Source organism: Pseudarthrobacter sp. LMD1-1-1.1 (genome assembly GCF_040676255.1).
GTDB lineage: Bacteria > Actinomycetota > Actinomycetes > Actinomycetales > Micrococcaceae > Arthrobacter.
The window spans coordinates 533,994-553,238 of record NZ_JBEGHP010000001.1; the positions used below are offsets into that span (position 1 = coordinate 533,994).

Here is a 19,245-nt window from a genome sequence, read left to right on the forward strand (position 1 = left end):
TTCTACTTCATATGACTACGCCCAGCCCTTTGTTGTCGCGCCCCGGGGCCGTCGAGGCCGCCGGCCCTGACGCCGGGGTCGCCGCCCACTACGGCGAGCCGCTGCGCGAGCAGCGCGCCCTTGCTGCCGGAACAGCCGTCGTCGACCTTTCCCACCGCGGCGTGGTCACCGTCACCGGGCCGGACCGGCTCAGCTGGCTCAATACCCTGTCCTCACAGCAGGTGGCAGCCCTGAAACCCGGCGAGTCCAGCGAACTACTGCTCCTCAGCGTCCAGGGCCGCATCGACTTCGACGCCAGGGTGGTCGACGACGGGGAGAGCACCTGGCTGATCGTGGAGGCAGCCGAAGCCGCCCCGCTTGCCGAGTACCTCAACCGCATGAAGTTCATGCTGCGGGTGGAGATCGCCGACGTTTCGGCGGACTGGGCCGTTGTGGGCAGCACACGTGCCGTGCCCGAATGGTCCGGCCACCTCGCCTGGCAGGATCCGTGGCCGCACGTCTCCGCCGGCGGATACTCCTATGCCACCGTCTCAGAGGAGAACCATCCCGGGCTTGAGCGCCCTTGGTTCGAGTACCTTATCCCCGCCGCCGGGCTGGAGGACGCCGTCGCCGGGCGGGCGTTGGCCGGCGTGCTCGCCGCCGAGGCCCTCCGGGTCGCAGCGTGGCGCCCCAGGATCGGGGCCGAGACGGACGACAAGACCATCCCGCACGAACTGGACCTGCTGCGCACCGCCGTGCACCTGGCCAAGGGCTGCTACAAGGGGCAGGAAACCATCGCCCGCGTCCACAACCTTGGCCACCCGCCGCGCAGGCTGGTGTTTCTGCAGCTGGACGGTTCGCAGCACACCCTGCCCGCTGCCGGGAGTCCCGTCATGGCCGAGGAGCGGAAAGTGGGTACCGTGACCTCGGTGGCGCAGCACTACGAAATGGGTCCCGTCGCCCTGGCAGTCATCAAGCGTTCCGTGGCCTCGGATGAAATACTGACGGTCCTGGACGGCGACGAGCCGTATCCGGCCGTCCAGGAACTCATCGTCGCCCCCGACGCCGGCCAGGTCGTGGGGCGCCAGACCGGATTCCTGAGGGGGCCACGCTGATGACCGAGAACACCGCGCCCGTCCACGCCGGGGCGGAGGCAACGGAGGGGCACGACGACGACGCGCTGGCTTTGGCGCACACGCTCTTCCAAGCTGCCCGTGACGGCAGCGACGAGCTGCTGGGTGCCTACCTGGACGCCGGGGTGCCCGCCACCATGACGAACTCCGCCGGCGATTCCCTTCTGATGCTCGCGGCCTACCACGGGCACGCCGGCACCGTTGGGCTGCTCCTGCAGCACGGTGCGGAAGCCAACACCGCCAACGACAGGGGCCAGACCCCGCTCGCAGGAGCGGCGTTCAAGGGCTACACGGACGTGGCCCGGGTTCTGCTGGGCGCCGGAGCGGATCCGGACGCCGGTGCGCCGTCGGCACGGGCAGCGGCGCAGATGTTTGCCCGCACGGAGATCCTGGACCTGCTGGGCTGACTTTTCCGGGTTTCTGACCGGCACCAAACAAAACTCCAGAAGGATGACAGAGTGGAAAACGTAGAAAAGCCGTGGCCGGCGCTGTGGTCCCTGGTGATCGGGTTCTTCATGATCCTGATCGACAGCACCATCGTCTCGGTGGCCAATCCCCGGATCATGGAGGGCCTGAACGCCGACATTAACTCGGTGATCTGGGTGACCAGTGCCTACCTGCTGGCCTACGCCGTTCCCCTGCTCATCACGGGCCGGCTGGGTGACAGGTTCGGCCCCCGGAAGCTGTACCTGCTCGGACTGGTGGTGTTCACCCTGGCCTCCCTCTGGTGCGGCCTGGCCCAAAACGTGGAAACCCTTATCGCCGCCCGCGTGGTGCAGGGGCTAGGCGCAGCGGTCATGACGCCCCAGACCATGGCGGTCATCACCCGCATCTTTCCGCCGGACCGCCGCGGTTCCGCCATGGCCATCTGGGGTGCCACGGCCGGCATGGCCACCCTGGTGGGGCCCATCCTGGGCGGTGTCCTGGTGGACGGCCTGGGCTGGGAGTGGATCTTCTTCATCAACGTGCCCATCGGCGTCGTGGGCTTCATCCTGGCAATGCGCAACGTCCCGGCGCTGAGCACGCACCCGCACCGGTTCGACATCCCCGGCGTCCTGCTGAGCGCCGTCGGGCTCTTCCTGCTGGTCTTCGGCATCCAGGAAGGCGAGACGTACAACTGGGGCACCATCACCGGACCCATCAGCGTCTGGGGACTCATTATTGCCGGCCTTGTTGTCCTGGCCGCGTTCGTGGCGTGGCAGCGGTTCAATAAGGGCGAGCCGCTCCTGCCGCTGGGTCTGTTCCGGGACCGGAACTTCTCCCTCGCCAACCTTGGAATCACGATGGTGGGGTTCACCGTCACGTCCTTCAGCCTGCCGCTGATCTTCTACTACCAGCTGGTCCGCGGTCTGACGCCCACCCAGTCGGCACTCCTGATGGTGCCCATGGCGCTGATCTCAGGCGGCATGGCGCCGGTGGTGGGCAAGATCGTGGACCGGGTCAACCCGAAATATCTGGCCGCCGGCGGCCTGACGCTGATGGCTGTCGCCCTGGTCTGGAATGGCCTGCTCATGCAGCCGGACACGCCCATCCTGCTGTTCCTGCTTCCCAGCGCAGTCCTGGGCTTTGCCAACGCCGGCATCTGGGCACCGTTGAGCACAACCGCAACCCGGAACCTGCCGCCGCGCCAGGCCGGCGCAGGCTCCGGGGTGTACAACACCACCCGGCAGTTCGGGGCCGTGCTGGGCAGCGCTGCGATCGCCGTCCTCATCCAGTCCCGGCTGGCGGCCGAACTCCCGTCCCGCGGCCCCGGCGCCCCATCCGGTGAGGGCATGGGCATGGGCGGCGGTACGCTTCCCGGGTTCCTGCACGCAGGGTTTTCGACGGCAATGGCCCAGTCGATCCTCCTCCCCGCCGCAGTGGTGCTGGTTGCCGCAGCCGTTGCCCTGTTCTTTGCCAAGCCGAAGCCGGTCCAGGACTGGGGCGCCGCGGGGAGCCCTGCGTCAGCGAAGGTGGACGCTGGTCTGGATTCCGCCGGCTGAGAGGCCCAGTTTCCGGGCGAGGGCAAGGCAGCCGGTGTTGCTGACGTCTGCACGCCACTGCAGCGTCAGCCCTGCGGCAAGGGCCTCGTGGGCGGCGATGGATCCGGCCAGGGCCCCAAGACCATGCCGCCGCCACTCAGGATCCACCAGGACCCCCATGTTGGCCAGCAGGCCTTCCCACTCGCCATAAGCGCCGCAGGCAAGGGGCACGCGCCTGCCATCGATTTCATGGACGATGGTGTACCGGTTCTCGAGGTCGGAAAGACCCACCTCGTTGACGTCGTCCGGCGGGCACTTTCCCTCCAGCTCGATCGCTTCCGGATTACCGTGCGAGACGGTCAGTTCCTCGGAGGGCTGCTGGAGGGGCAGGTCGTCGGCGAAGAACAGGGCTGCGGCACCGAGTCCGTGGCCGCCCTGCTCCCTGGTCAGTTTTAGGAGGGTGACGTGCTGGGCCATTTCCTCATCGGGAATGTCCGCCGCGGCGTCGATGACGCTCCGTGGTCCCACCAGGGCGGAACTTCCGAACAGCCGCACAAAGTCGACAGTCCGGGCCGATTCGTCGGCCCGGACAATCCGTTCCCCCGATGCCAGGGAGTCACCGAACGCGTCGTCGTCAAGGCCCAGCCGGCGTGCCCACGCCAACTGGATGATGGCCGCTGAGCCGGGATCGAGTGTCATGGTCCCAGCCTAGGGGGGCCTGCAGGCTTAGCCGAACAGGACCGCGGCTTCGTCGTAGCGGTTTTGCGGGACGGTCTTGAGCTGGCCCAGGGCTTCCTCGAAGGCGACATGCTGGATGTCGGTGCCCTTCAGTGCCACCATGGTGCCCCAGTAGCCTTCGACCACGGAGTCGATGGCGGCCATGCCCAGCCGGGTGGCCAGGACTCGGTCAAAGGCCGAGGGGACGCCGCCGCGCTGGATGTGCCCCAGGATGGTGGCACGGGTTTCGATGCCGGTCCGGGCTTCGAGTTCGGGGGCGAGCTGGTCTGCGATGCCGCCCAGGCGGGGACGGCCGAAGGTGTCCAGGCCGCGCTCGGAGTGCGGGCTCTCCATGTGCTCCGGAACGAACCCTTCAGCCACCACCACCAGGGGCGCGCGGCCGCGGGCGTGGGCTTCATTGACCCATTCGGTGATCTGCTCGATGCTGACCTTCTGCTCCGGGATCAGGATGGCGTGCGCCCCGGCAGCCATTCCGGCGTGCAGCGCAATCCAGCCCACGTGCCGGCCCATCACTTCCGCGATCATGCACCGGTGGTGGGACTCACCCGTAGTGCGGAGCCGGTCGATGGCCTCGGTGGCGATCTGGACGGCGGTATCGAAACCGAAGGTGTAGTCGGTGGCGTCGAGGTCGTTGTCCACGGTCTTGGGGACGCCTACGATCTTGAGCCCGGCGTCGGTCAGCCGCTTGGCCGCGGCCAGGGTTCCCTCACCGCCGATGGCGATGATGGCGTCGATGCCCAGCCGGTCCATGTGGGCCTTGATGGCCTCCGGGCCGCCGCCGTTTTCGAACGGGTTGGTGCGGGAGGTGCCCAAAATGGTGCCACCCTGTTTGGCGATGCCGCGGACCATGGTGCGGGGGATATCGATGATGTCCCCTTCCACCACGCCCCGCCAGCCATCACGGAATCCGACGAACTCCTGGCCGTGGACCGCAATGCCTTTGAGCACTGCACCTCGGATCACTGCGTTCAATCCGGGGCAGTCGCCACCACTGGTGAGGATTCCAATTTTCATGTTCGGCTCAAATCCTGGGGAGAAGGTTTACAGGCAGAGCGCCACGCTGAGCTCACCTAGAAGTGTAGTGGGGTGTGTGGGGTACGACACAAACCGGTTACATGGGGGCCGGCCCGGCCCCGGACGCGGGGGAGACGGAAAAGGCCCCGGCCCCGTGATCATTCACGGGGCCGGGGCCGTGGTCCCGGGCGGTCAGGGCCGGTTCAGCGACCGGCGGTCCAGGAACGCCTGGAGCGGAATCTCGTTGCGCTGGTCCGGGAGGGTGATCCACGCCAGGACGTAGAAGACGAATGCCGGGCCCGGAAGCAGGGCGAAGAGCAGGAACGCGATGCGGACGTACGCCACGTCCACGTTGAGTTTGGCAGCGATGCCGCCACAAACCCCGCCAAGCCAGCGCTCGGGGCCGCGCTTCAGGCCGAAGCCCCTGACAATGCTGAAGAACTTATCCATGGTTCAAGACTTCCCGGTAGTTGGTTCGTTGTCACGTTTCCGGGCTGAGAGCAGGCCACCCACCACCAGGGCCACGCCCGCGCCGATCATGAGGCCGATCAGGACGTAGGTGCCGTTGAGCGTCACGATGCCAAGCTGGGCCACGATGATCAGCGCGGCCAGTGCCAGGACGATCAGTCCCCACACCACCGTTCCCACCCTGGCCGGTGCCGGTCCGGCAGTGTCCTGGCCCGCCGTCGTCGGAATGTTGCTGTTGTCCATGTCAGTTGCCTTCCTGGATCGTGACGTTGCTGAAGGTGCCGTCGATCTGCACCACCAGGTGGTTGCCTGGCCGGTCCGTGTTGTAGCTGCTTTCGCGGGTGGTGGTGCCGCCGCGCTGGCCGCTTCCTTCGTTCAGGTTGCCCATGGTCATGTCCGCCTTGATGTCAACGGGCAGGTTCTGCGGGATCACCACGGTCACGTTGCTGGCGGTGATGTCCAGGGGAACCACGACGTCGGACGTCAGGGGGGCGGTTGGGGAGAGTCCCGTGAGGTCCACGGTTCCCCGGCCGGCGGTGATGTCGATGCCGCCGCGCGCTTCCTCGATGCTGGCCGGGTTCCAGTCAACTTGCTGGAACCGCATCCGGCCGTCGTCCAGGGTGTTGTAGATGCCGCCAGTGACCAGCGCGATCACCGCGAAGAGGCTCAGGATGCCGGACGTCCGGCCGCGGAAGCCCGCCACCAGGATGCCCAGGCCGAGGACGGCCGCCGCGCTGGCCCACACGACGGCGTTGCCGGAGCCGCCCAGGTTGATGATGTTCGCGGCGTCCAGGGCCTTGAGTCCGCCGCCCACCAGCAGGGCAGATCCCGTGGCGATGGCGACTGCGGGGGCGCCGGGACCGGATGGGCGGGGCTTTGGCGGCCGCGGCGGGACCCACGGGGTGGGGTATCCGGCTTCACCGCGTATGCCGCTGCCGGGGCCGCCCGGGGAGGTGCCTGCGCTGCCAACGCCGCCGGTTCCAACGCCGCCGGCCCCAACTCCGGCGCCGCCAACGCCGCCAGCGGCCGGGACGCTCCCGGCGGGACTGTAGCTGCCGTGGCCGTAGGAGCCGGTGGGCGCTGAACCGGTGGTGCCGCTGCCGTAGGTGGGTGCTGCGGGGGCAGGCCCGGGAGCCGTGCCGGCGGTGAACGTTGAGGTGTGGGCGGTGCTGCCCATCGGGTAGGTCCCGCCCGGGGCCGCCGTGCCGTGCCCGGCCATGGTGGGGTGGGCCTTGTTGCGTTGGGAGAGGTAGTAGATCAGGTAGATGGCGCCACCCACCCAGAAGAGGGTCCAGAGCAGGCCGCTCAGGCCATTATGGCTCCAGCCCCAGAAGCCTCCCCCCAGGCCGGTGAGGCCCAGGACCGTAGCGATCAGGGAACCTGTCATGCCGCTGGACCAGCGGCCGGCCCCTGCTTCCTGGACGTGGATCCTGCCGTCCGGTTCCGGAAGGAAGGCCCAGGCCAGGCCGTACAGCAGTACGCCAATGCCTGCCAGGAGGGTCAGGACGATAAAGACGCCGCGGATGATGATCGGATCAACGCCGAGCCGGTGGGCGATGCCGCTGCAGACGCCGCCGACCCAGCGGTCGTTGCCCCGGTAGATGCCGTTGCTGCGGATCCAGCCGAAGAAGTCGGTGGACGGCGCCGGGGCGGGGGTGCCCTGGAACGCGTAGCGCTGGGAGTCGTCCGCAGGCGGGACCGGGGCGGGCTCCGGAGGCGTGGAGGCGGAGGACGGCAGGGGCTCGGTAGGCCGCTCGCTGTTCGTGCCGGGCTGCCCGTCGGGGAGGGGTTCGGCAGGGTGTTCGTCGTCGGGGGAGGGAGTGTGCGGGTTCATACCTCGATCCTCCCGTCCAGGCCGGTTGGCGCTCTACTGGGGGAAACCCTGAACCGTCCCTGAGCTGTCCCCGGGAAGCGGCCGAATGCGGTCCGGGCAACCCTGATCCGTGTTTGGATTGACTCATGACAACCCTTCCGGCGCGGCCGCCCCTGGCACGGAGCAGCGACCGTGTGATCGCGGGGGTGTGCTCCGGCCTTGCCGCGCACCTGGGCTGGCCGGTGAAGAACGTCCGCCTGGGCATGGTCCTGGCGTCCTTTGCTGGAGGGGCGGGCCTGGTCTTCTATGCCTGGCTCTGGGTCATGGTGCCCACTGCGGACGAGGCCGCCCGCCGCAACGCCCGCCGCCCGGCGTCGCCCATTGCCCCCGCGGTGAGCCAGCCCGGCCCAGGAAGAGCGGCCGACGCCGGAACCCCGGCAAGTGCCGCTGGTCCCGTCCCGGAGGACCGGGGCGGGGCTCCGGTTCCCCCCTGGTTCCGCGCGCGCGGAATGCGGTACGGCAAGGAAATCCTGCTGGGCTGCGGGCTCCTGCTCGTCGCCGGCATCATGATCGCCCAGCTGCTGGGTGTGGACGTGTCCCTGGGAACGCTGATCCCGGCTGCCGCGGTCCTGGGCGGTGCCTCGATCGCGTGGATGCAGCTGGACGAGACCCGGCGTGCAGGCCTGGTGGACAAGACCAAGGCGGACCAGGCCGGCGGCTGGGGCCGGCTCGCCGCCGGTCTGGCGCTGGTGGTGGCCGGGGTTCTGGTGATGGTGTCCGGCTCGGGTTCCTGGGAACAGACCTGGCTCGCCTTGCTCGCTTCGGTGGCCGTCCTGGGCGGCGTGGTGCTGGTCCTGCTGCCCTGGGCCCTGAAGTTCTGGCGTGACCTGGAAGCGGAGCGCGCGGGCCGGATCCGGGAAACGGAACGTGCCGAGATTGCCGCCCACCTCCATGATTCGGTGCTGCAGACCCTCGCCTTGATCCAGCGGCGGGCGGGCAACGAGCACGACGTCGTCCGCCTGGCCCGTGCCCAGGAACGCGAGTTGCGGGGCTGGCTGTTCCAGGATCCAGGCCGCGAAAGCGGCCAGCTCTCGGACCGGATCAAGGCTGTTGCCGGCGAGGTCGAGGACCTGCTCGGCAATGCCGTGGAAGTGGTCACCGTTGGTGACGCCGTCATGACCGAGGCGCACGAGGCCCTGGTCCAGGCCAGCCGGGAGGCCATGCTCAACGCCTCACGGCACGGTGGCGGGACGGTCTCGGTCTACCTTGAAGCGTCTGACGGGCAGGCCGAGATCTTCATCAAGGACAGGGGACCGGGCTTTGAGCTGGGGGACGTGCCCGCGGACCGGCTCGGTATCCGGGAATCAATCATCGGCCGGATGAAACGGCACGGCGGCTCGGCTGCCATCCTCAGCACCGGCGACGGCACCGAGGTCCGCCTCCGGCTGCCTGCCGCAGCAGAACACGCGGAAGGAAAATCATGAACACAACCCAGGGAACAGGTGCCGGAAGTGCCCGGCCGGCCAACTCGGCCCGGGTGGTCATCGTGGACGACCACGCCATTTTCCGGTCCGGCCTGAAAGCGGACCTCGACCCCAGCATCCAGGTGGTGGGGGAGGCTGCCACCGTGGAGCAGGCCATCGCCGTGATTGCCCAGCAGCGGCCCGACGTCGTCCTCCTGGATGTCCACCTCCCCGGCGGACTGGGCGGCGGCGGCCGGGAAGTCATCGCCGGCTCCGCCGCGCTCCTGTCCAGCACCCGGTTCCTGGCCCTGAGTGTGTCCGACGCCGCGGAGGACGTGGTCGCCGTCATCCGTGCCGGCGCCCGCGGCTATGTCACCAAGACCATCTCCGGCGCCGAAATTACCGATGCCGTGTTCCGGGTGGCCGGCGGCGACGCAGTCTTCTCGCCCCGCCTGGCCGGTTTTGTCCTGGACGCCTTCGGCACCGCCCCCGCGGACATCGCCGATGATGAACTGGACAAGCTCTCCGCCCGTGAGCTTGAGGTCATGCGGCTTATCGCCCGGGGCTACAGCTACAAGGAAGTGGCCAAGGAACTCTTCATCAGCATCAAGACCGTGGAGACCCATGTCTCGGCGGTGCTGCGGAAGCTCCAGCTCTCCAGCCGCCACGAACTCACCAAGTGGGCCGCGGAGCGCCGCCTCCTCTAAACGCCCCATCACCTCCCGCCCCTATATCTCCAACGCCCCATCACCTTTCGGGCCTTAAACCAGAACGCCCCATCACTTGGTGATGGGGCGTTCTGGTTCTTCCTGCGAAAGGTGATGGGGCGTTACTGGGCCTTGCCCAGGAAGTCCTGCAGCCGCTGGACGCCCGTGGCGAGGTCGTCGTCGCCCAGGGCGTAGGAGAGGCGCAGGAAGCCGGAGGGGCCGAACGCCTCGCCCGGAACCACTGCCACCTCAACCTCGTCGAGGATGAGCGAGGCCAGCTCCGCGGAGGTCTGCGGCGTGGCGGTGCCGGACGCGGTGGGGAATTCCTTACCAAGCAGCGCACGGACGTCGGCGTATACGTAAAAGGCGCCCTTCGGCGTCGGGCATTCCACGCCGTCAATCGCATTCAGCCCCGCGACGATGGCCTTGCGGCGGCGGTCGAACGCCACTTTCATCTCATCGACGGCGGTCAGCGGGCCGGACACGGCGGCGAGGGCGGCGATCTGCATGATGTTGGACACGTTGGACGTGGCGTGCGACTGGAGGTTGGTGGCGGCCTTGATGACGTCTGCCGGGCCGATCATCCAGCCCACCCGCCAGCCGGTCATGGCGTACGTCTTGGCAACGCCGTTGAGGATGACCACCTTGTCGCCCAGTTCCGGGGCAGCGGTGGCGATGGACGTGAACGGGACGCCGTCGTAGGTCAGGTGCTCATAGATTTCGTCCGTGACCACCCACAGGCCCTTGGCCGCGGCCCACTTGCCGATCTCCGCCACCTGCTCGGGGGAGTACACAGCACCCGTGGGGTTCGACGGCGAGACGAACAGCAGGATCTTGGTCCGGTCCGTCACGGCCGCTTCGAGCTGTTCAACAGTCACCAGGTAGTCCTGTTCGGGCCCGGCGAAGACCTCCACGGGCACGCCGCCTGCCAGCCGGATGGCCTCCGGGTAGGTGGTCCAGAACGGGGCAGGCACGATGACCTCGTCGCCCGGATCCACCAGGGTGGCGAAGGTGTTGTAGACGGCCTGCTTGCCGCCGTTGGTGACCAGCACCTGTGAGGGATCCACGGTGTAGCCGGAGTCGCGCAGCGTCTTCTCCGCAATTGCCTTCTTCAGCTCGGGCAGGCCGCCGGCAGGGGAGTAGCGGTGGAACCTGGGCTGGCCGGCAGCCTCGATGGCCGCCTGGACGATGTAGTCCGGGGTGGGGAAATCGGGTTCGCCCGCACCGAAACCAATAACCGGCCGGCCAGCTGCCTTCAGCGCCTTGGCCTTGGCGTCAACGGCCAGGGTTGCGGATTCGGCAATAGCGGAAATGCGTTGGGAAACGCGGGCGGAAGACATTGGCAGGTCCGTTCTTCGCTTGCAGCCCGGAGGCTGGAATGTGGGATTCGACGAGTTCTACTCTATGCTGTTCACCGGACCCTCCGGGGTGCCGGTTTTGATTTATGACTGCCCCACGCAGCACGTTTCAGGCCGGACTGCGGATGGGCCGGAACGGGCTGGTTTTACCTACGCGAAGTTCTTGCGTAGACTGGTTCACCGGTGTTGAAACACAGATGATGGCGTGCGCCCCAGTCCAAACTGGTGTTGGGCCATCAAAGAAGTGGAATTCACTCCATAGGGTAGTGGCGCAATTGGTAGCGCAGCGGTCTCCAAAACCGCAGGTTGCAGGTTCGAGTCCTGTCTGCCCTGCGCAAGCTGCTCCGGGCGAAAGCCCGGAGCAGGCGCAGCAACCATGGTTCTGATCAGGGCCGGGTAATCCACCATTGCAAAGATGAGCGAGGACCAGGTGACCGAAACAGCTGCCAGCAGCTCCAAGGGCCGCCCAGCTAAGAAGGAAGCCAAGGCAAACTTCTTCGCCCGCATTGCACTCTTTGTCCGCCAGATCATCGGCGAACTGAAGAAGGTTGTTGCCCCCACCCGCAAGGAACTGATCAACTACACGCTCGTGGTGCTGGTGTTCGTGACCATCATGATGGTCATCGTCAGCCTGCTGGACATTGGTTTTGGAACCGCTGTCAGCTGGATCTTCGGCGGCACCGGCTCCAAGGACAGCTAAGGCTGCACGGTCCGCAGGCCGCGTGTTTCGCCCGGGAAACCGGAAGGAAGCGCCGGCGTGCGGAATTGAGCCATTTAAATAGGCATGTTAGGCAATGAGGAAGCAGGAGACCAAGTGTCTGAGCAGGAGCTCGAGGTAACCGAGACTGGGCTGGAAGAATCCCCGGACGTCACGGCAGAAGCCGGTGAAGAGTCCGAGGTTGAGTCCTCCACGCCCGAATCCGACGACGCAGCCTCCGACGCAGCAGTTGTTGACGCCGACGAAGCCGCCGCTTCCGACGCCGAGGGTGAAGACGAGCCCGCAGACGCCCTTGCCGCCGCTGCAGCCACCGCAGCCGCTGACCCGGCCGAGGAGTTCAAGGCCAAGCTGCGCCGCCAGGAGGGTGACTGGTACGTCATCCACTCCTACGCCGGTTACGAGAACCGCGTGAAGGCCAACCTTGAAACCCGCATCCAGACCCTGGACATGGAAGATTACATCTTCGAAATCCAGGTGCCCATGGAAGAAGTCGTGGAGATCAAGAACGCCCAGCGCAAGGTGATCAACCGCGTCCGCATCCCCGGCTACGTCCTGGTCCGCATGGACCTGACGGATGCCTCCTGGGGCGCCGTCCGCCACACCCCCGGCGTCACGGGCTTCGTGGGCAACGCCCACAACCCGGTCCCGCTGCGCCTGGACGAGGTCTTCTCCATGCTCGCTCCCGTGTTCGAGGAAGAGCAGGCCGAGAAGGGCAAGCCGGTCAACAAGCAGAACCAGGTTCCCGTGGCCGTCGACTTCGAGGTCGGCGAGTCCGTCATCGTCAAGGAAGGTCCGTTCGAGACCCTCCCCGCCACGATCTCGGAGATCAAGCCCGAGTCCCAGACCCTCGTGGTGCTGGTCTCCATCTTCGAGCGCGAAACGCCGGTCACCCTGGCGTTCAACCAGGTCACCAAGATCTGAGAATCCTAGAATTCGTCCCGGTGCCGCCCGCTTAGTGGCACCGGAACGGCCGGCCGCCTTGCCATGGCGGCCAAAAACCTGAGGCACGCTCCTGTGCCCCAGGACGTTATTGAGAGAAGGACCCTACATTGGCTCCCAAGAAGAAGGTCACCGGCCTCATCAAGCTGCAGATCCAGGCAGGTGCCGCCAACCCGGCCCCGCCGATCGGTCCTGCGCTTGGCCAGCACGGTGTCAACATCATGGAATTCTGCAAGGCGTACAACGCTGCGACGGAAGCCCAGCGCGGAAACGTCATCCCCGTGGAAATCACGGTCTACGAGGACCGTTCCTTCACGTTCATCACCAAGACCCCGCCGGCTGCAGAGCTCATCAAGAAGGCTGCAGGCGTCGCCAAGGGTTCATCCACCCCGCACACCGTCAAGGTTGCCAAGCTGACCCAGGCCCAGGTCAATGAGATCGCTTCCACCAAGATGGAAGACCTCAACGCCACCAGCCTCGAAGGCGCAGCGAAGATCATCGCCGGCACCGCCCGCTCCATGGGCATCACCGTCGAGGGCTAACATCCCTGACCGCTGTCCAGCGTCGTGGTAATTGACGACGACGGGCGGCACCGCCGGGACACCGGCACCAAAAAAATTGAAATGTTGGCCATCCGGGCCGGATAACGAACCGGATCGCCGACTGTGGCAGGGCCCAGCGCGGTCCGCAGACCACAACTGCACAAGGAGAAATAAGCAGCATGGCAAAGCGCAGCAAAGCATATGAGGCAGCAGCCGCCAAGATCGACGCGGAGAAGCACTACGCACCGTTCGAGGCAGTAACGCTGGCCAAGGACACCAACCCGTCCAAGTTCGACGCCACCGTTGAGGTCGCTTTCCGCCTCGGCGTCGACCCCCGCAAGGCTGACCAGATGGTCCGCGGCACCGTCAACTTGCCCCACGGCACCGGCAAGACCGCCCGCGTCCTGGTTTTCGCAACGGGTGACAAGGCTGAGGCCGCAATCGCAGCCGGCGCCGACTTCGTTGGTTCCGACGACCTGATCGAAAAGATCGCCGGCGGCTGGACCGACTTCGACGCCGCCGTTGCCACCCCTGACCTCATGGGCAAGGTTGGCCGCCTCGGTAAGGTCCTGGGCCCGCGTAACCTGATGCCGAACCCGAAGACGGGCACCGTGACCCCCGACGTCACCAAGGCCGTCAACGACATCAAGGGTGGAAAGATCGACTTCCGCGTCGACAAGCACTCCAACCTGCACTTCATCATCGGCAAGGTTTCCTTCGACGCCATCAAGCTGGCCGAGAACTACGCAGCAGCACTGGAAGAGGTTCTTCGCCTCAAGCCGTCCGCTGCGAAGGGCCGCTACATCCAGAAGGCCACCGTTGCCACCACGTTCGGCCCCGGCATCTCCGTGGACCCCAACGTCACCAAGGTGCTCACCGAGGCATAGTCCCTCACTGAAGTTCCTGCTCCCGGAGTGATTCCGGAGCAACTGAAGACCGTTCCGGCGCTCATGTGCCGGGGCGGTCTTCTTTTTTGCGTCCATACCCGCGGGCAGTGCCTAAGCTGGCGGCATGGACCAGCCCAAGCGAACCCAGCCCGCGTCTTCGCCGCCGTCCGCTGCCCTGGCGGTTGCCGCCGTCGTCATTCCTCCGCGCGGCCAGGACCTCCCTGGCACCGAGCCGTCTCCGGACCTTCTGGCCTGCCAGGCCTTGAAGGAGGCAGAGGCGCTGGCTGTCTGGGGGAGCCTGGAACGCTGCCTTACTCCGGCTGAAGCGCTGGAGTTCTGGCGCGGCAACGAGTACGAGGAACGGCACCTGTTCCTGGCCCGGGCCGGCGGGGAACCGGTGGGAATGTGCTCGGTGACGCTGCCCCTGCGCGAGAACCTGGCCACTGCAGGCATCGACGTCCTGGTCATACCTGCCCGGCGCCGCAGGGGACTGGGACGCGCCCTGCTGGAGCACGCCGAAACCGTGGCACGGGCACGCGGCAGGTCATCCTTGGACTCCTTCCATGAGGTGCCGCTGGACGCTGTACGGCGTGATTCGCCCATGGTCGCCGCGAGATCCGGGGCCGGCCAACTGCCGGGGGATGACCCTGCAACCGCCTTTGCCCTGTCCGCCGGGTATGCGCTTGAGCAGGTGGAGCGTTCCAGCCGGCTCATGTTGCCCGTACCGGATGCCCGGCTGGCACGCCTGGAGGCTGAAGCCCTGGCCCGCAGCGGCGATTACATCCTGACGGCCTGGGACGGCCACTGCCCGGACACGCTCGTTGACGGCTATGCCGGATTGCGCGCGCGGATGAGCACGGACGCCCCCACAGCCGGAATGGACTGGGAGCGGGAGGACTGGGACGTACGCCGCGTGCGGGACGATGAACAGGCCCTGGTCCGCAGCGGTGTGCAGACCTCTGTGGCCGCGGCGGTGTACCGCCCCACCGGTGAACTGGTCGCCTACTCCGTCCTGGCCTGGCGCCCGCAGGTTCCGGAGTCGTTGCTCCAGCAGGACACCCTTGTCGCGGCGGGGCACCGCGGCCACCGCCTGGGGATGCTGATCAAGGCGGCCAACCTGCGGCGTGCACAGGAAAAATGGCCCCGGGCGCGCTCGGTCCTGACATGGAATGCCAGCGAAAACCAGCATATGCTGGCGATAAATACCGCCCTTGGATTCAGGCCCGCCGGCTATGAAGGTGAGTGGCAGAAACGGCTGGGATGATGCCCGCATGGCAATAGACGTGAAGATCGAGCAGCTGTATGTACCCGACTCATTGGACACCCCGGACGCGGCGGACTTCCTCGCCGCCGTGGAGGTGGGCCGCAAGGTCCGGATGCAGACGTGGGGCAGCGACGATCTTGCGTACGGTCCGCAGGAAAAGTTGCTTGAGTTCGCGGACCCGTACGAGCGCCAGCTGATCCTCGTTGCCAAGGTGGACGGCGCCATTGTAGGCACGGTTGATATCGCGCTGCCCCTGACCGACCACCTGGACTTGGCCGAGCTCACCCTGGACATCCTGCCCGAGTTCCAGCGGCAGGGGGTGGGGCGCCGCCTGCTTGAGGCTGCCGAACAGCTGGCCAGGGGTGAAGGCCGCACCATGATCCTGGTTGATACCAACCATCCGGGCGCGTCACTGCATGAGTTTGAACGGGCCCAGCTGGTGCCCGGCTCCGGACAGGGGTTTGTGCCCCTGGAGAGCCGCGAAGTGGAGTTCGCGCAGAAGACCGGGTACACGCTGCAGCACATTGAGCAGTTCAGCTCCTGTCTCCTGCCCCTGGACACCAAGCTCGTGGCCGACCTCCAGGCTGAAGCCGAGGAAGCCAATAACGGCAGGTACCGGCTGCACCACTGGACGGACCGCTGCCCGGACCGCTGGCTGGAGGCCGTGGCCGCGCTCGAAAACCAGGCCGGCGCCGACGTTGACCCGTCCTTGGATGCGCCGATTGAACAGGACATGGTGTTCGACGGCGGCATCCTGCGTGAGGCGGAGGACGTCGCCATCGCGCAGGGCAGGAGAACGGTGGTCACCGCCGTCGAGCACATCGCCACCGGGGCGCTGGTGGGCCTGACCACCATCACGGTCCTGGCGCACCGGGCTGACGTGGTGTTCCAGGACGACACCCTGGTCCTGCAGGAACACCGGGGCAACAAGCTCGGGCTGCTGATCAAGGTGGCCAACATGGAGCGGCTCAGCGAGCAGTTCCCGGACGCACGCATCATTTACACCTGGAATGCGCCGGAGAACCGGTACCTGCTGACGGTCAACAAGCAGCTCGGATTCCAGACGGCCGGCGTGACGGGTATCTGGCAGAAGGAGCTCCCCACGCTGCGCACCAGCACCAGCTGAGCGCCGATTTGGCGGACCGGCAATGCCTCGCGTAAGCTGGGAGTACCAAAGACCGTCGGTTGTTGGAAATCCACTCTCCTGAACATGGCTCAACTCTGCAGTTGTGCGCTGGGGACCACAGTGGCTTTCCGGACGAAGGACCCTCAACGCAGGGCGGCCGGCGCAGGTGAACGAAGCAAAGCTCCACGGGATAAACGTGTTGAGCCAAGCCCCGTGCATCTGCGCGGGGCGTTTTTAGTTTTAGCTCTCTTGAGCGGGGACCGTCGAATACCGGCACTATCCCCGGAAGGAGGGTTATGGCAACGCCTACCAAGGTTTCAGCAGTAGCTGAGATCACTAACGATTTCAAGGAATCGAACGCCGCTGTCCTGACCGAATACCGCGGGCTCACCGTTGCACAGCTCAAGCAGCTGCGTGTTTCTCTCGGCCAGGACACCAAGTTCGCGGTCGTCAAGAACACCCTGACCGCCATTGCAGCCAAGGAAGCCGGCGTCGAAGCATTCGACGGCCAGCTTGCCGGCCCCACTGCAATCGCGTTCATCAAGGGTGACGCAGTTGCCGCTGCCAAGAGCCTGACGGATTTTGCCAAGGCCAACAAGCAGCTGGTCATCAAGACCGGTTACTTCGAGGGCAAGGCGCTGGACGCCACCGAGGTCGCCGCACTGGCTGCCCTCGAGTCCCGCGAGCTGCAGCTCGCCAAGGTTGCAGGCGTCCTCAAGGCACCTGCCGCCGCAGCTGCACGCATCATCGACGCACTGCGCCTCAAGCTTGAAGAAGAGAACGGTGCACCGGCAGCTGCCGAAGCGCCTGCCGCTGAAGAAGCCCCTGCCGCTGAAGCTGAAGCTCCCGCTGAAGCTCCTGCTGCCGAAGAGAACTAATTCTCTTTACCCCACCAGACTCCGGTGTTATCCCGGCCTAACGCCGGCGGGACACCACAACAGGAAGGACGCCTACCATGGCGAAGCTCAGCAACGAAGAGCTCATTGAAGCTTTCAAGGAACTGACCATCATCGAGCTCTCCGAGTTCGTCAAGCTCTTCGAAGAGACCTTCGAAGTTACCGCCGCTGCTGTTGCAGTTGCCGGCCCCGCCGGTGGCGGAGCTGCTGAAGAGGTTGAAGAGAAGACCGACTTCGACGTCATCCTCGAATCTGCCGGTGACAAGAAGATCGCAGTCATCAAGGAAGTTCGCGCCATCACCTCCCTCGGCCTCAAGGAAGCCAAGGACCTGGTTGACAGCGCCCCCAAGGCTGTTCTCGAAGGCGCCAACAAGGAAGCTGCCGAGAAGGCCAAGGAGCAGCTCGAGGCTGCAGGCGCCACCGTTACCCTCAAGTAACAACGCCTTTTCCTTCGGAAACCCCGTCCACTTCGGTGGGCGGGGTTTCCTGCTTTAACAAAGGCTTTCCGTTTCAGGACGGTTCGCTGATGTCCGCCACCACGGCGCCCAGGGCTGCGGTCAACTCATCGGCATCCACGAACGCGCTGTAGCCGAGTGCCCCGGCGCCCATGGAGATGCGCCGCCCGGTGATCGTGGCGTCGGCATAGACGGGCCAGGCGGTGGTGCTGCCCAGCGGGGTGATGGTGCCCCGCTCGTAGCCGGTTGCCTCCAGTGCAGTTCCTGCGGGCGGCAGCGACAGCTTGTTCACGCCCACCAGGGCACGGAGCTTGGGCCACGAAATCTGCCGGTCGCCCGGGATGAGCGCGAAGAGGAACGTCCCGTCCTTGTGCTTCACCACCAGGGATTTGACGATGTCCGCCGGTGTGATTCCCATGATGTCCGCAGCCTCTTCGAGGCTCTTCGCTGCGGGCCGTTCCACCACGTCAACTGCCAGGCCGCGGGCAGCGGCGTCGGCCAGGAACCGTTCCCGCCCGACGCCGTCCGCTCCGTTTCCGGATGAGCCCGCCATCAGTCGCGGTACAGCAGGAGGGCCTCGCCCTGCCCGCCCCCGCCGCAGAGGGACACTGCAGCCTTGCCGGTCCCGCGCCGCTTCAGCTCATGGGCGGCGTGGGCGGCCAGCCGGGCACCCGAGGCGCCGATCGGATGACCCAGGGCAATGGCGCCGCCGTGGAGGTTGCACTTCTCCAGCGGGTAGTCCAGGTCCTTGAGGGACTGCACGGCCACCGAGCCGAAGGCTTCGTTGATCTCGATGAAGTCAAGGTCGGCGGTGCTCCACCCTGCTTTCCCCAGGGCGTTCATGATGGCGTTGGACGGCTGGGAATGCAGGGAGTTGTCAGGCCCGGCCACCTGTCCCGGCTTCCCGACCACCGCCAGGTATTCGAGCCCGTGCTCCTCTGCGTAGCCGCGGGATGCGATCACCAGGGCGGCGGCGCCGTCGGACAGGGGAGAGGAGTTGCCTGCGGTGATGGTGCCGTCAGTGACGAATGCAGCGCGCAGGCCGGCCAGTGATTCGATCGAGGTATTGGGGCGGACCCCTTCATCGGTGTCCACCACCAGGGGCTCGCCCTTGCGCTGCTTGACGCTGATAGGTGCGATCTCGCCGTCGAACGTTCCGTTTTTCGCCGCAAGCGCCGCGCGCTGGTGCGATTGGGCGGCGACGTTGTCCTGGGAGGTGCGGTCGATACCCAGCGAGAGGTTCCGCGTCTCGGTGGACAGGCCCATCGACTCCCCGTCAAAGGCATCGGTCAGCCCGTCGTGGGCGGCAGCGTCCAGCGCCTGGATGGAGCCGTAGGTCCACCCCTGCCGCGATCCCGGAAGCAGGTGCGGTGCCCGGCTCATCGACTCCTGGCCGCCGGCCACCACCACGGCAGCCTCGCCCGCGCGGATCATCCGGGCGGCGTCAATCACCGCGGTCAGCCCGGAAAGGCACACCTTGTTGACGGTCACGGCAGGCACATTCCACCCGATGCCGGCGCCGATGGCGCTTTGCCGCGCAGGGTTCTGCCCGGCGCCTGCCTGCAGGACCTGGCCCATGATGACAGCCTCCACATCCGCGGCATCGACGCCACTGGAGGCCAGTGCGGCCTTGATGGAGTGCGCACCGAGATCCACTGCCGTGAGGCTGGACAGTTGGCCGTTGATCCGGCCCTGCGGAGTCCGTGCGGCCCCGAGGATGACAACGTCATTGCTGTGGGGAGTGTTGTCCATGGTTACCACTTTCAGTCCGGTTTCGGTCTAAG

Annotated in this window: 21 protein-coding genes and 1 tRNA gene; 14 read left to right on the forward strand and 8 right to left on the reverse strand. The window is 66.4% G+C overall.

Features of this window, described 5'->3' with window-relative positions:
• Positions 1 to 11 precede the first annotated feature (11 nt).
• The 3 genes from MRBLMD1_RS02605 to MRBLMD1_RS02615 are packed head-to-tail and all read left to right on the forward strand — an operon-like array spanning position 12 to position 3,094.
• Entirely contained in the window at positions 12 to 1,094 is a 1,083-nt protein-coding gene (locus MRBLMD1_RS02605; protein ID WP_364397242.1) for a YgfZ/GcvT domain-containing protein, read from the forward strand.
• A complete protein-coding gene (locus MRBLMD1_RS02610) occupies positions 1,094 to 1,519 on the forward strand; it encodes an ankyrin repeat domain-containing protein (RefSeq protein WP_364397245.1) in 426 nt (141 codons plus the stop codon). Before MRBLMD1_RS02605 ends, MRBLMD1_RS02610 begins: the two co-directional genes overlap by 1 nt.
• A gap of 51 nt (positions 1,520 to 1,570) precedes the next feature.
• On the forward strand, positions 1,571 to 3,094 hold the full coding sequence (locus MRBLMD1_RS02615; RefSeq protein ID WP_364397248.1) for a DHA2 family efflux MFS transporter permease subunit: 1,524 nt from the start codon (positions 1,571 to 1,573) through the stop codon (positions 3,092 to 3,094).
• Here MRBLMD1_RS02615 and MRBLMD1_RS02620 read toward each other — a convergent pair.
• The 5 genes from MRBLMD1_RS02620 to MRBLMD1_RS02640 all read right to left on the reverse strand — a co-directional run bounded on the left by MRBLMD1_RS02620 (position 3,056) and on the right by MRBLMD1_RS02640 (position 7,127).
• Complete coding sequence (locus MRBLMD1_RS02620; RefSeq protein WP_364397251.1) at positions 3,056 to 3,772, reverse strand: GNAT family N-acetyltransferase; 717 nt, start codon at positions 3,770 to 3,772, stop codon at positions 3,056 to 3,058. The genes MRBLMD1_RS02615 and MRBLMD1_RS02620 overlap by 39 nt on opposite strands.
• 27 nt (positions 3,773 to 3,799) lie before the next feature.
• A complete protein-coding gene (locus tag MRBLMD1_RS02625) occupies positions 3,800 to 4,825 on the reverse strand; it encodes an ATP-dependent 6-phosphofructokinase (RefSeq protein ID WP_159631345.1) in 1,026 nt (341 codons plus the stop codon).
• A 192-nt stretch (positions 4,826 to 5,017) separates the two neighbouring features.
• Positions 5,018 to 5,275, reverse strand: a complete 258-nt coding sequence (locus tag MRBLMD1_RS02630) for a PspC domain-containing protein (RefSeq protein WP_159631346.1) — start codon at positions 5,273 to 5,275, stop codon at positions 5,018 to 5,020.
• 3 nt (positions 5,276 to 5,278) lie between these two features.
• Positions 5,279 to 5,536, reverse strand: coding sequence for a hypothetical protein (locus MRBLMD1_RS02635; RefSeq protein WP_159631347.1), 258 nt, complete (start codon positions 5,534 to 5,536; stop codon positions 5,279 to 5,281).
• 1 nt (position 5,537) lies between these two features.
• Positions 5,538 to 7,127, reverse strand: a complete 1,590-nt coding sequence (locus MRBLMD1_RS02640; RefSeq protein ID WP_364397256.1) for a PspC domain-containing protein — start codon at positions 7,125 to 7,127, stop codon at positions 5,538 to 5,540.
• 125 nt (positions 7,128 to 7,252) lie between these two features.
• Between MRBLMD1_RS02640 and MRBLMD1_RS02645 the strand changes: the two genes are divergently transcribed.
• Positions 7,253 to 8,590, forward strand: a complete 1,338-nt coding sequence (locus MRBLMD1_RS02645; RefSeq protein ID WP_159631348.1) for an ATP-binding protein — start codon at positions 7,253 to 7,255, stop codon at positions 8,588 to 8,590.
• On the forward strand, positions 8,587 to 9,276 hold the full coding sequence (locus MRBLMD1_RS02650; RefSeq protein ID WP_224026672.1) for a LuxR C-terminal-related transcriptional regulator: 690 nt from the start codon (positions 8,587 to 8,589) through the stop codon (positions 9,274 to 9,276). Before MRBLMD1_RS02645 ends, MRBLMD1_RS02650 begins: the two co-directional genes overlap by 4 nt.
• A gap of 122 nt (positions 9,277 to 9,398) precedes the next feature.
• On the opposite strand, the gene MRBLMD1_RS02655 is transcribed toward MRBLMD1_RS02650, so the two are convergent.
• Complete coding sequence (locus MRBLMD1_RS02655) at positions 9,399 to 10,616, reverse strand: pyridoxal phosphate-dependent aminotransferase (RefSeq protein ID WP_224026671.1); 1,218 nt, start codon at positions 10,614 to 10,616, stop codon at positions 9,399 to 9,401.
• A gap of 278 nt (positions 10,617 to 10,894) precedes the next feature.
• On the opposite strand from MRBLMD1_RS02655, the gene MRBLMD1_RS02660 reads away from it, so the two are divergent.
• The 9 genes from MRBLMD1_RS02660 (at position 10,895) to rplL (ending at position 17,443) form a co-directional block, all read left to right on the forward strand.
• Positions 10,895 to 10,967 (forward strand) — tRNA-Trp (locus MRBLMD1_RS02660).
• Between the two features lie 82 nt (positions 10,968 to 11,049).
• Positions 11,050 to 11,334 carry a preprotein translocase subunit SecE gene (gene secE, locus MRBLMD1_RS02665; protein WP_159631350.1) on the forward strand — a complete coding sequence of 95 codons (285 nt, stop codon included), beginning with the start codon at positions 11,050 to 11,052 and terminating at the stop codon, positions 11,332 to 11,334.
• 114 nt (positions 11,335 to 11,448) lie between these two features.
• Positions 11,449 to 12,273 carry a transcription termination/antitermination protein NusG gene (nusG, locus tag MRBLMD1_RS02670; RefSeq protein WP_364397261.1) on the forward strand — a complete coding sequence of 275 codons (825 nt, stop codon included), beginning with the start codon at positions 11,449 to 11,451 and terminating at the stop codon, positions 12,271 to 12,273.
• Positions 12,274 to 12,401: 128 nt separating this feature from the next.
• Positions 12,402 to 12,833: a 50S ribosomal protein L11 gene (rplK, locus tag MRBLMD1_RS02675; RefSeq protein WP_018760472.1), complete on the forward strand. Its 432-nt coding sequence runs from the start codon at positions 12,402 to 12,404 to the stop codon at positions 12,831 to 12,833.
• 179 nt (positions 12,834 to 13,012) lie between these two features.
• On the forward strand, positions 13,013 to 13,720 hold the full coding sequence (rplA, locus tag MRBLMD1_RS02680) for a 50S ribosomal protein L1 (RefSeq protein WP_159631352.1): 708 nt from the start codon (positions 13,013 to 13,015) through the stop codon (positions 13,718 to 13,720).
• Positions 13,721 to 13,844: 124 nt separating this feature from the next.
• Positions 13,845 to 14,984, forward strand: coding sequence for a GNAT family N-acetyltransferase (locus MRBLMD1_RS02685; RefSeq protein ID WP_364397266.1), 1,140 nt, complete (start codon positions 13,845 to 13,847; stop codon positions 14,982 to 14,984).
• Positions 14,985 to 14,991: 7 nt separating this feature from the next.
• Entirely contained in the window at positions 14,992 to 16,110 is a 1,119-nt protein-coding gene (locus tag MRBLMD1_RS02690; RefSeq protein WP_364397269.1) for a GNAT family N-acetyltransferase, read from the forward strand.
• Between the two features lie 296 nt (positions 16,111 to 16,406).
• Positions 16,407 to 16,988, forward strand: a complete 582-nt coding sequence (gene rplJ / locus MRBLMD1_RS02695) for a 50S ribosomal protein L10 (RefSeq protein WP_141942696.1) — start codon at positions 16,407 to 16,409, stop codon at positions 16,986 to 16,988.
• A 77-nt stretch (positions 16,989 to 17,065) separates the two neighbouring features.
• Positions 17,066 to 17,443 (forward strand): 50S ribosomal protein L7/L12, encoded by a 378-nt coding sequence (gene rplL / locus MRBLMD1_RS02700; RefSeq protein ID WP_018760467.1) that lies wholly within the window; start codon positions 17,066 to 17,068, stop codon positions 17,441 to 17,443.
• 73 nt (positions 17,444 to 17,516) lie between these two features.
• On the opposite strand, the gene MRBLMD1_RS02705 is transcribed toward rplL, so the two are convergent.
• Together MRBLMD1_RS02705 and MRBLMD1_RS02710 are read right to left on the reverse strand one after the other, a co-directional pair.
• Positions 17,517 to 18,014, reverse strand: a complete 498-nt coding sequence (locus MRBLMD1_RS02705) for an aminoacyl-tRNA deacylase (RefSeq protein ID WP_159631355.1) — start codon at positions 18,012 to 18,014, stop codon at positions 17,517 to 17,519.
• Complete coding sequence (locus MRBLMD1_RS02710; RefSeq protein ID WP_159631356.1) at positions 18,014 to 19,213, reverse strand: acetyl-CoA C-acetyltransferase; 1,200 nt, start codon at positions 19,211 to 19,213, stop codon at positions 18,014 to 18,016. Before MRBLMD1_RS02710 ends, MRBLMD1_RS02705 begins: the two co-directional genes overlap by 1 nt.
• Between the last annotated feature and the right edge of the window lie 32 nt (positions 19,214 to 19,245).

Coding starts and splice junctions, on each gene's coding strand:
- MRBLMD1_RS02605 (WP_364397242.1), top strand. CDS start 12: ATGACTACGCCCAGCCCTTTGTTGTCGCGCCCCGGGGCCGTCGAGGCC.
- MRBLMD1_RS02610 (WP_364397245.1), top strand. CDS start 1,094: ATGACCGAGAACACCGCGCCCGTCCACGCCGGGGCGGAGGCAACGGAG.
- MRBLMD1_RS02620 (WP_364397251.1), bottom strand. CDS start 3,772: ATGACACTCGATCCCGGCTCAGCGGCCATCATCCAGTTGGCGTGGGCA.
- MRBLMD1_RS02625 (WP_159631345.1), bottom strand. CDS start 4,825: ATGAAAATTGGAATCCTCACCAGTGGTGGCGACTGCCCCGGATTGAAC.
- MRBLMD1_RS02630 (WP_159631346.1), bottom strand. CDS start 5,275: ATGGATAAGTTCTTCAGCATTGTCAGGGGCTTCGGCCTGAAGCGCGGC.
- MRBLMD1_RS02635 (WP_159631347.1), bottom strand. CDS start 5,536: ATGGACAACAGCAACATTCCGACGACGGCGGGCCAGGACACTGCCGGA.
- MRBLMD1_RS02640 (WP_364397256.1), bottom strand. CDS start 7,127: ATGAACCCGCACACTCCCTCCCCCGACGACGAACACCCTGCCGAACCC.
- MRBLMD1_RS02645 (WP_159631348.1), top strand. CDS start 7,253: ATGACAACCCTTCCGGCGCGGCCGCCCCTGGCACGGAGCAGCGACCGT.
- MRBLMD1_RS02650 (WP_224026672.1), top strand. CDS start 8,587: ATGAACACAACCCAGGGAACAGGTGCCGGAAGTGCCCGGCCGGCCAAC.
- MRBLMD1_RS02655 (WP_224026671.1), bottom strand. CDS start 10,616: ATGTCTTCCGCCCGCGTTTCCCAACGCATTTCCGCTATTGCCGAATCC.
- secE (WP_159631350.1), top strand. CDS start 11,050: ATGAGCGAGGACCAGGTGACCGAAACAGCTGCCAGCAGCTCCAAGGGC.
- rplA (WP_159631352.1), top strand. CDS start 13,013: ATGGCAAAGCGCAGCAAAGCATATGAGGCAGCAGCCGCCAAGATCGAC.
- MRBLMD1_RS02685 (WP_364397266.1), top strand. CDS start 13,845: ATGGACCAGCCCAAGCGAACCCAGCCCGCGTCTTCGCCGCCGTCCGCT.
- MRBLMD1_RS02690 (WP_364397269.1), top strand. CDS start 14,992: ATGGCAATAGACGTGAAGATCGAGCAGCTGTATGTACCCGACTCATTG.
- rplJ (WP_141942696.1), top strand. CDS start 16,407: ATGGCAACGCCTACCAAGGTTTCAGCAGTAGCTGAGATCACTAACGAT.
- rplL (WP_018760467.1), top strand. CDS start 17,066: ATGGCGAAGCTCAGCAACGAAGAGCTCATTGAAGCTTTCAAGGAACTG.
- MRBLMD1_RS02705 (WP_159631355.1), bottom strand. CDS start 18,014: ATGGCGGGCTCATCCGGAAACGGAGCGGACGGCGTCGGGCGGGAACGG.
- MRBLMD1_RS02710 (WP_159631356.1), bottom strand. CDS start 19,213: ATGGACAACACTCCCCACAGCAATGACGTTGTCATCCTCGGGGCCGCA.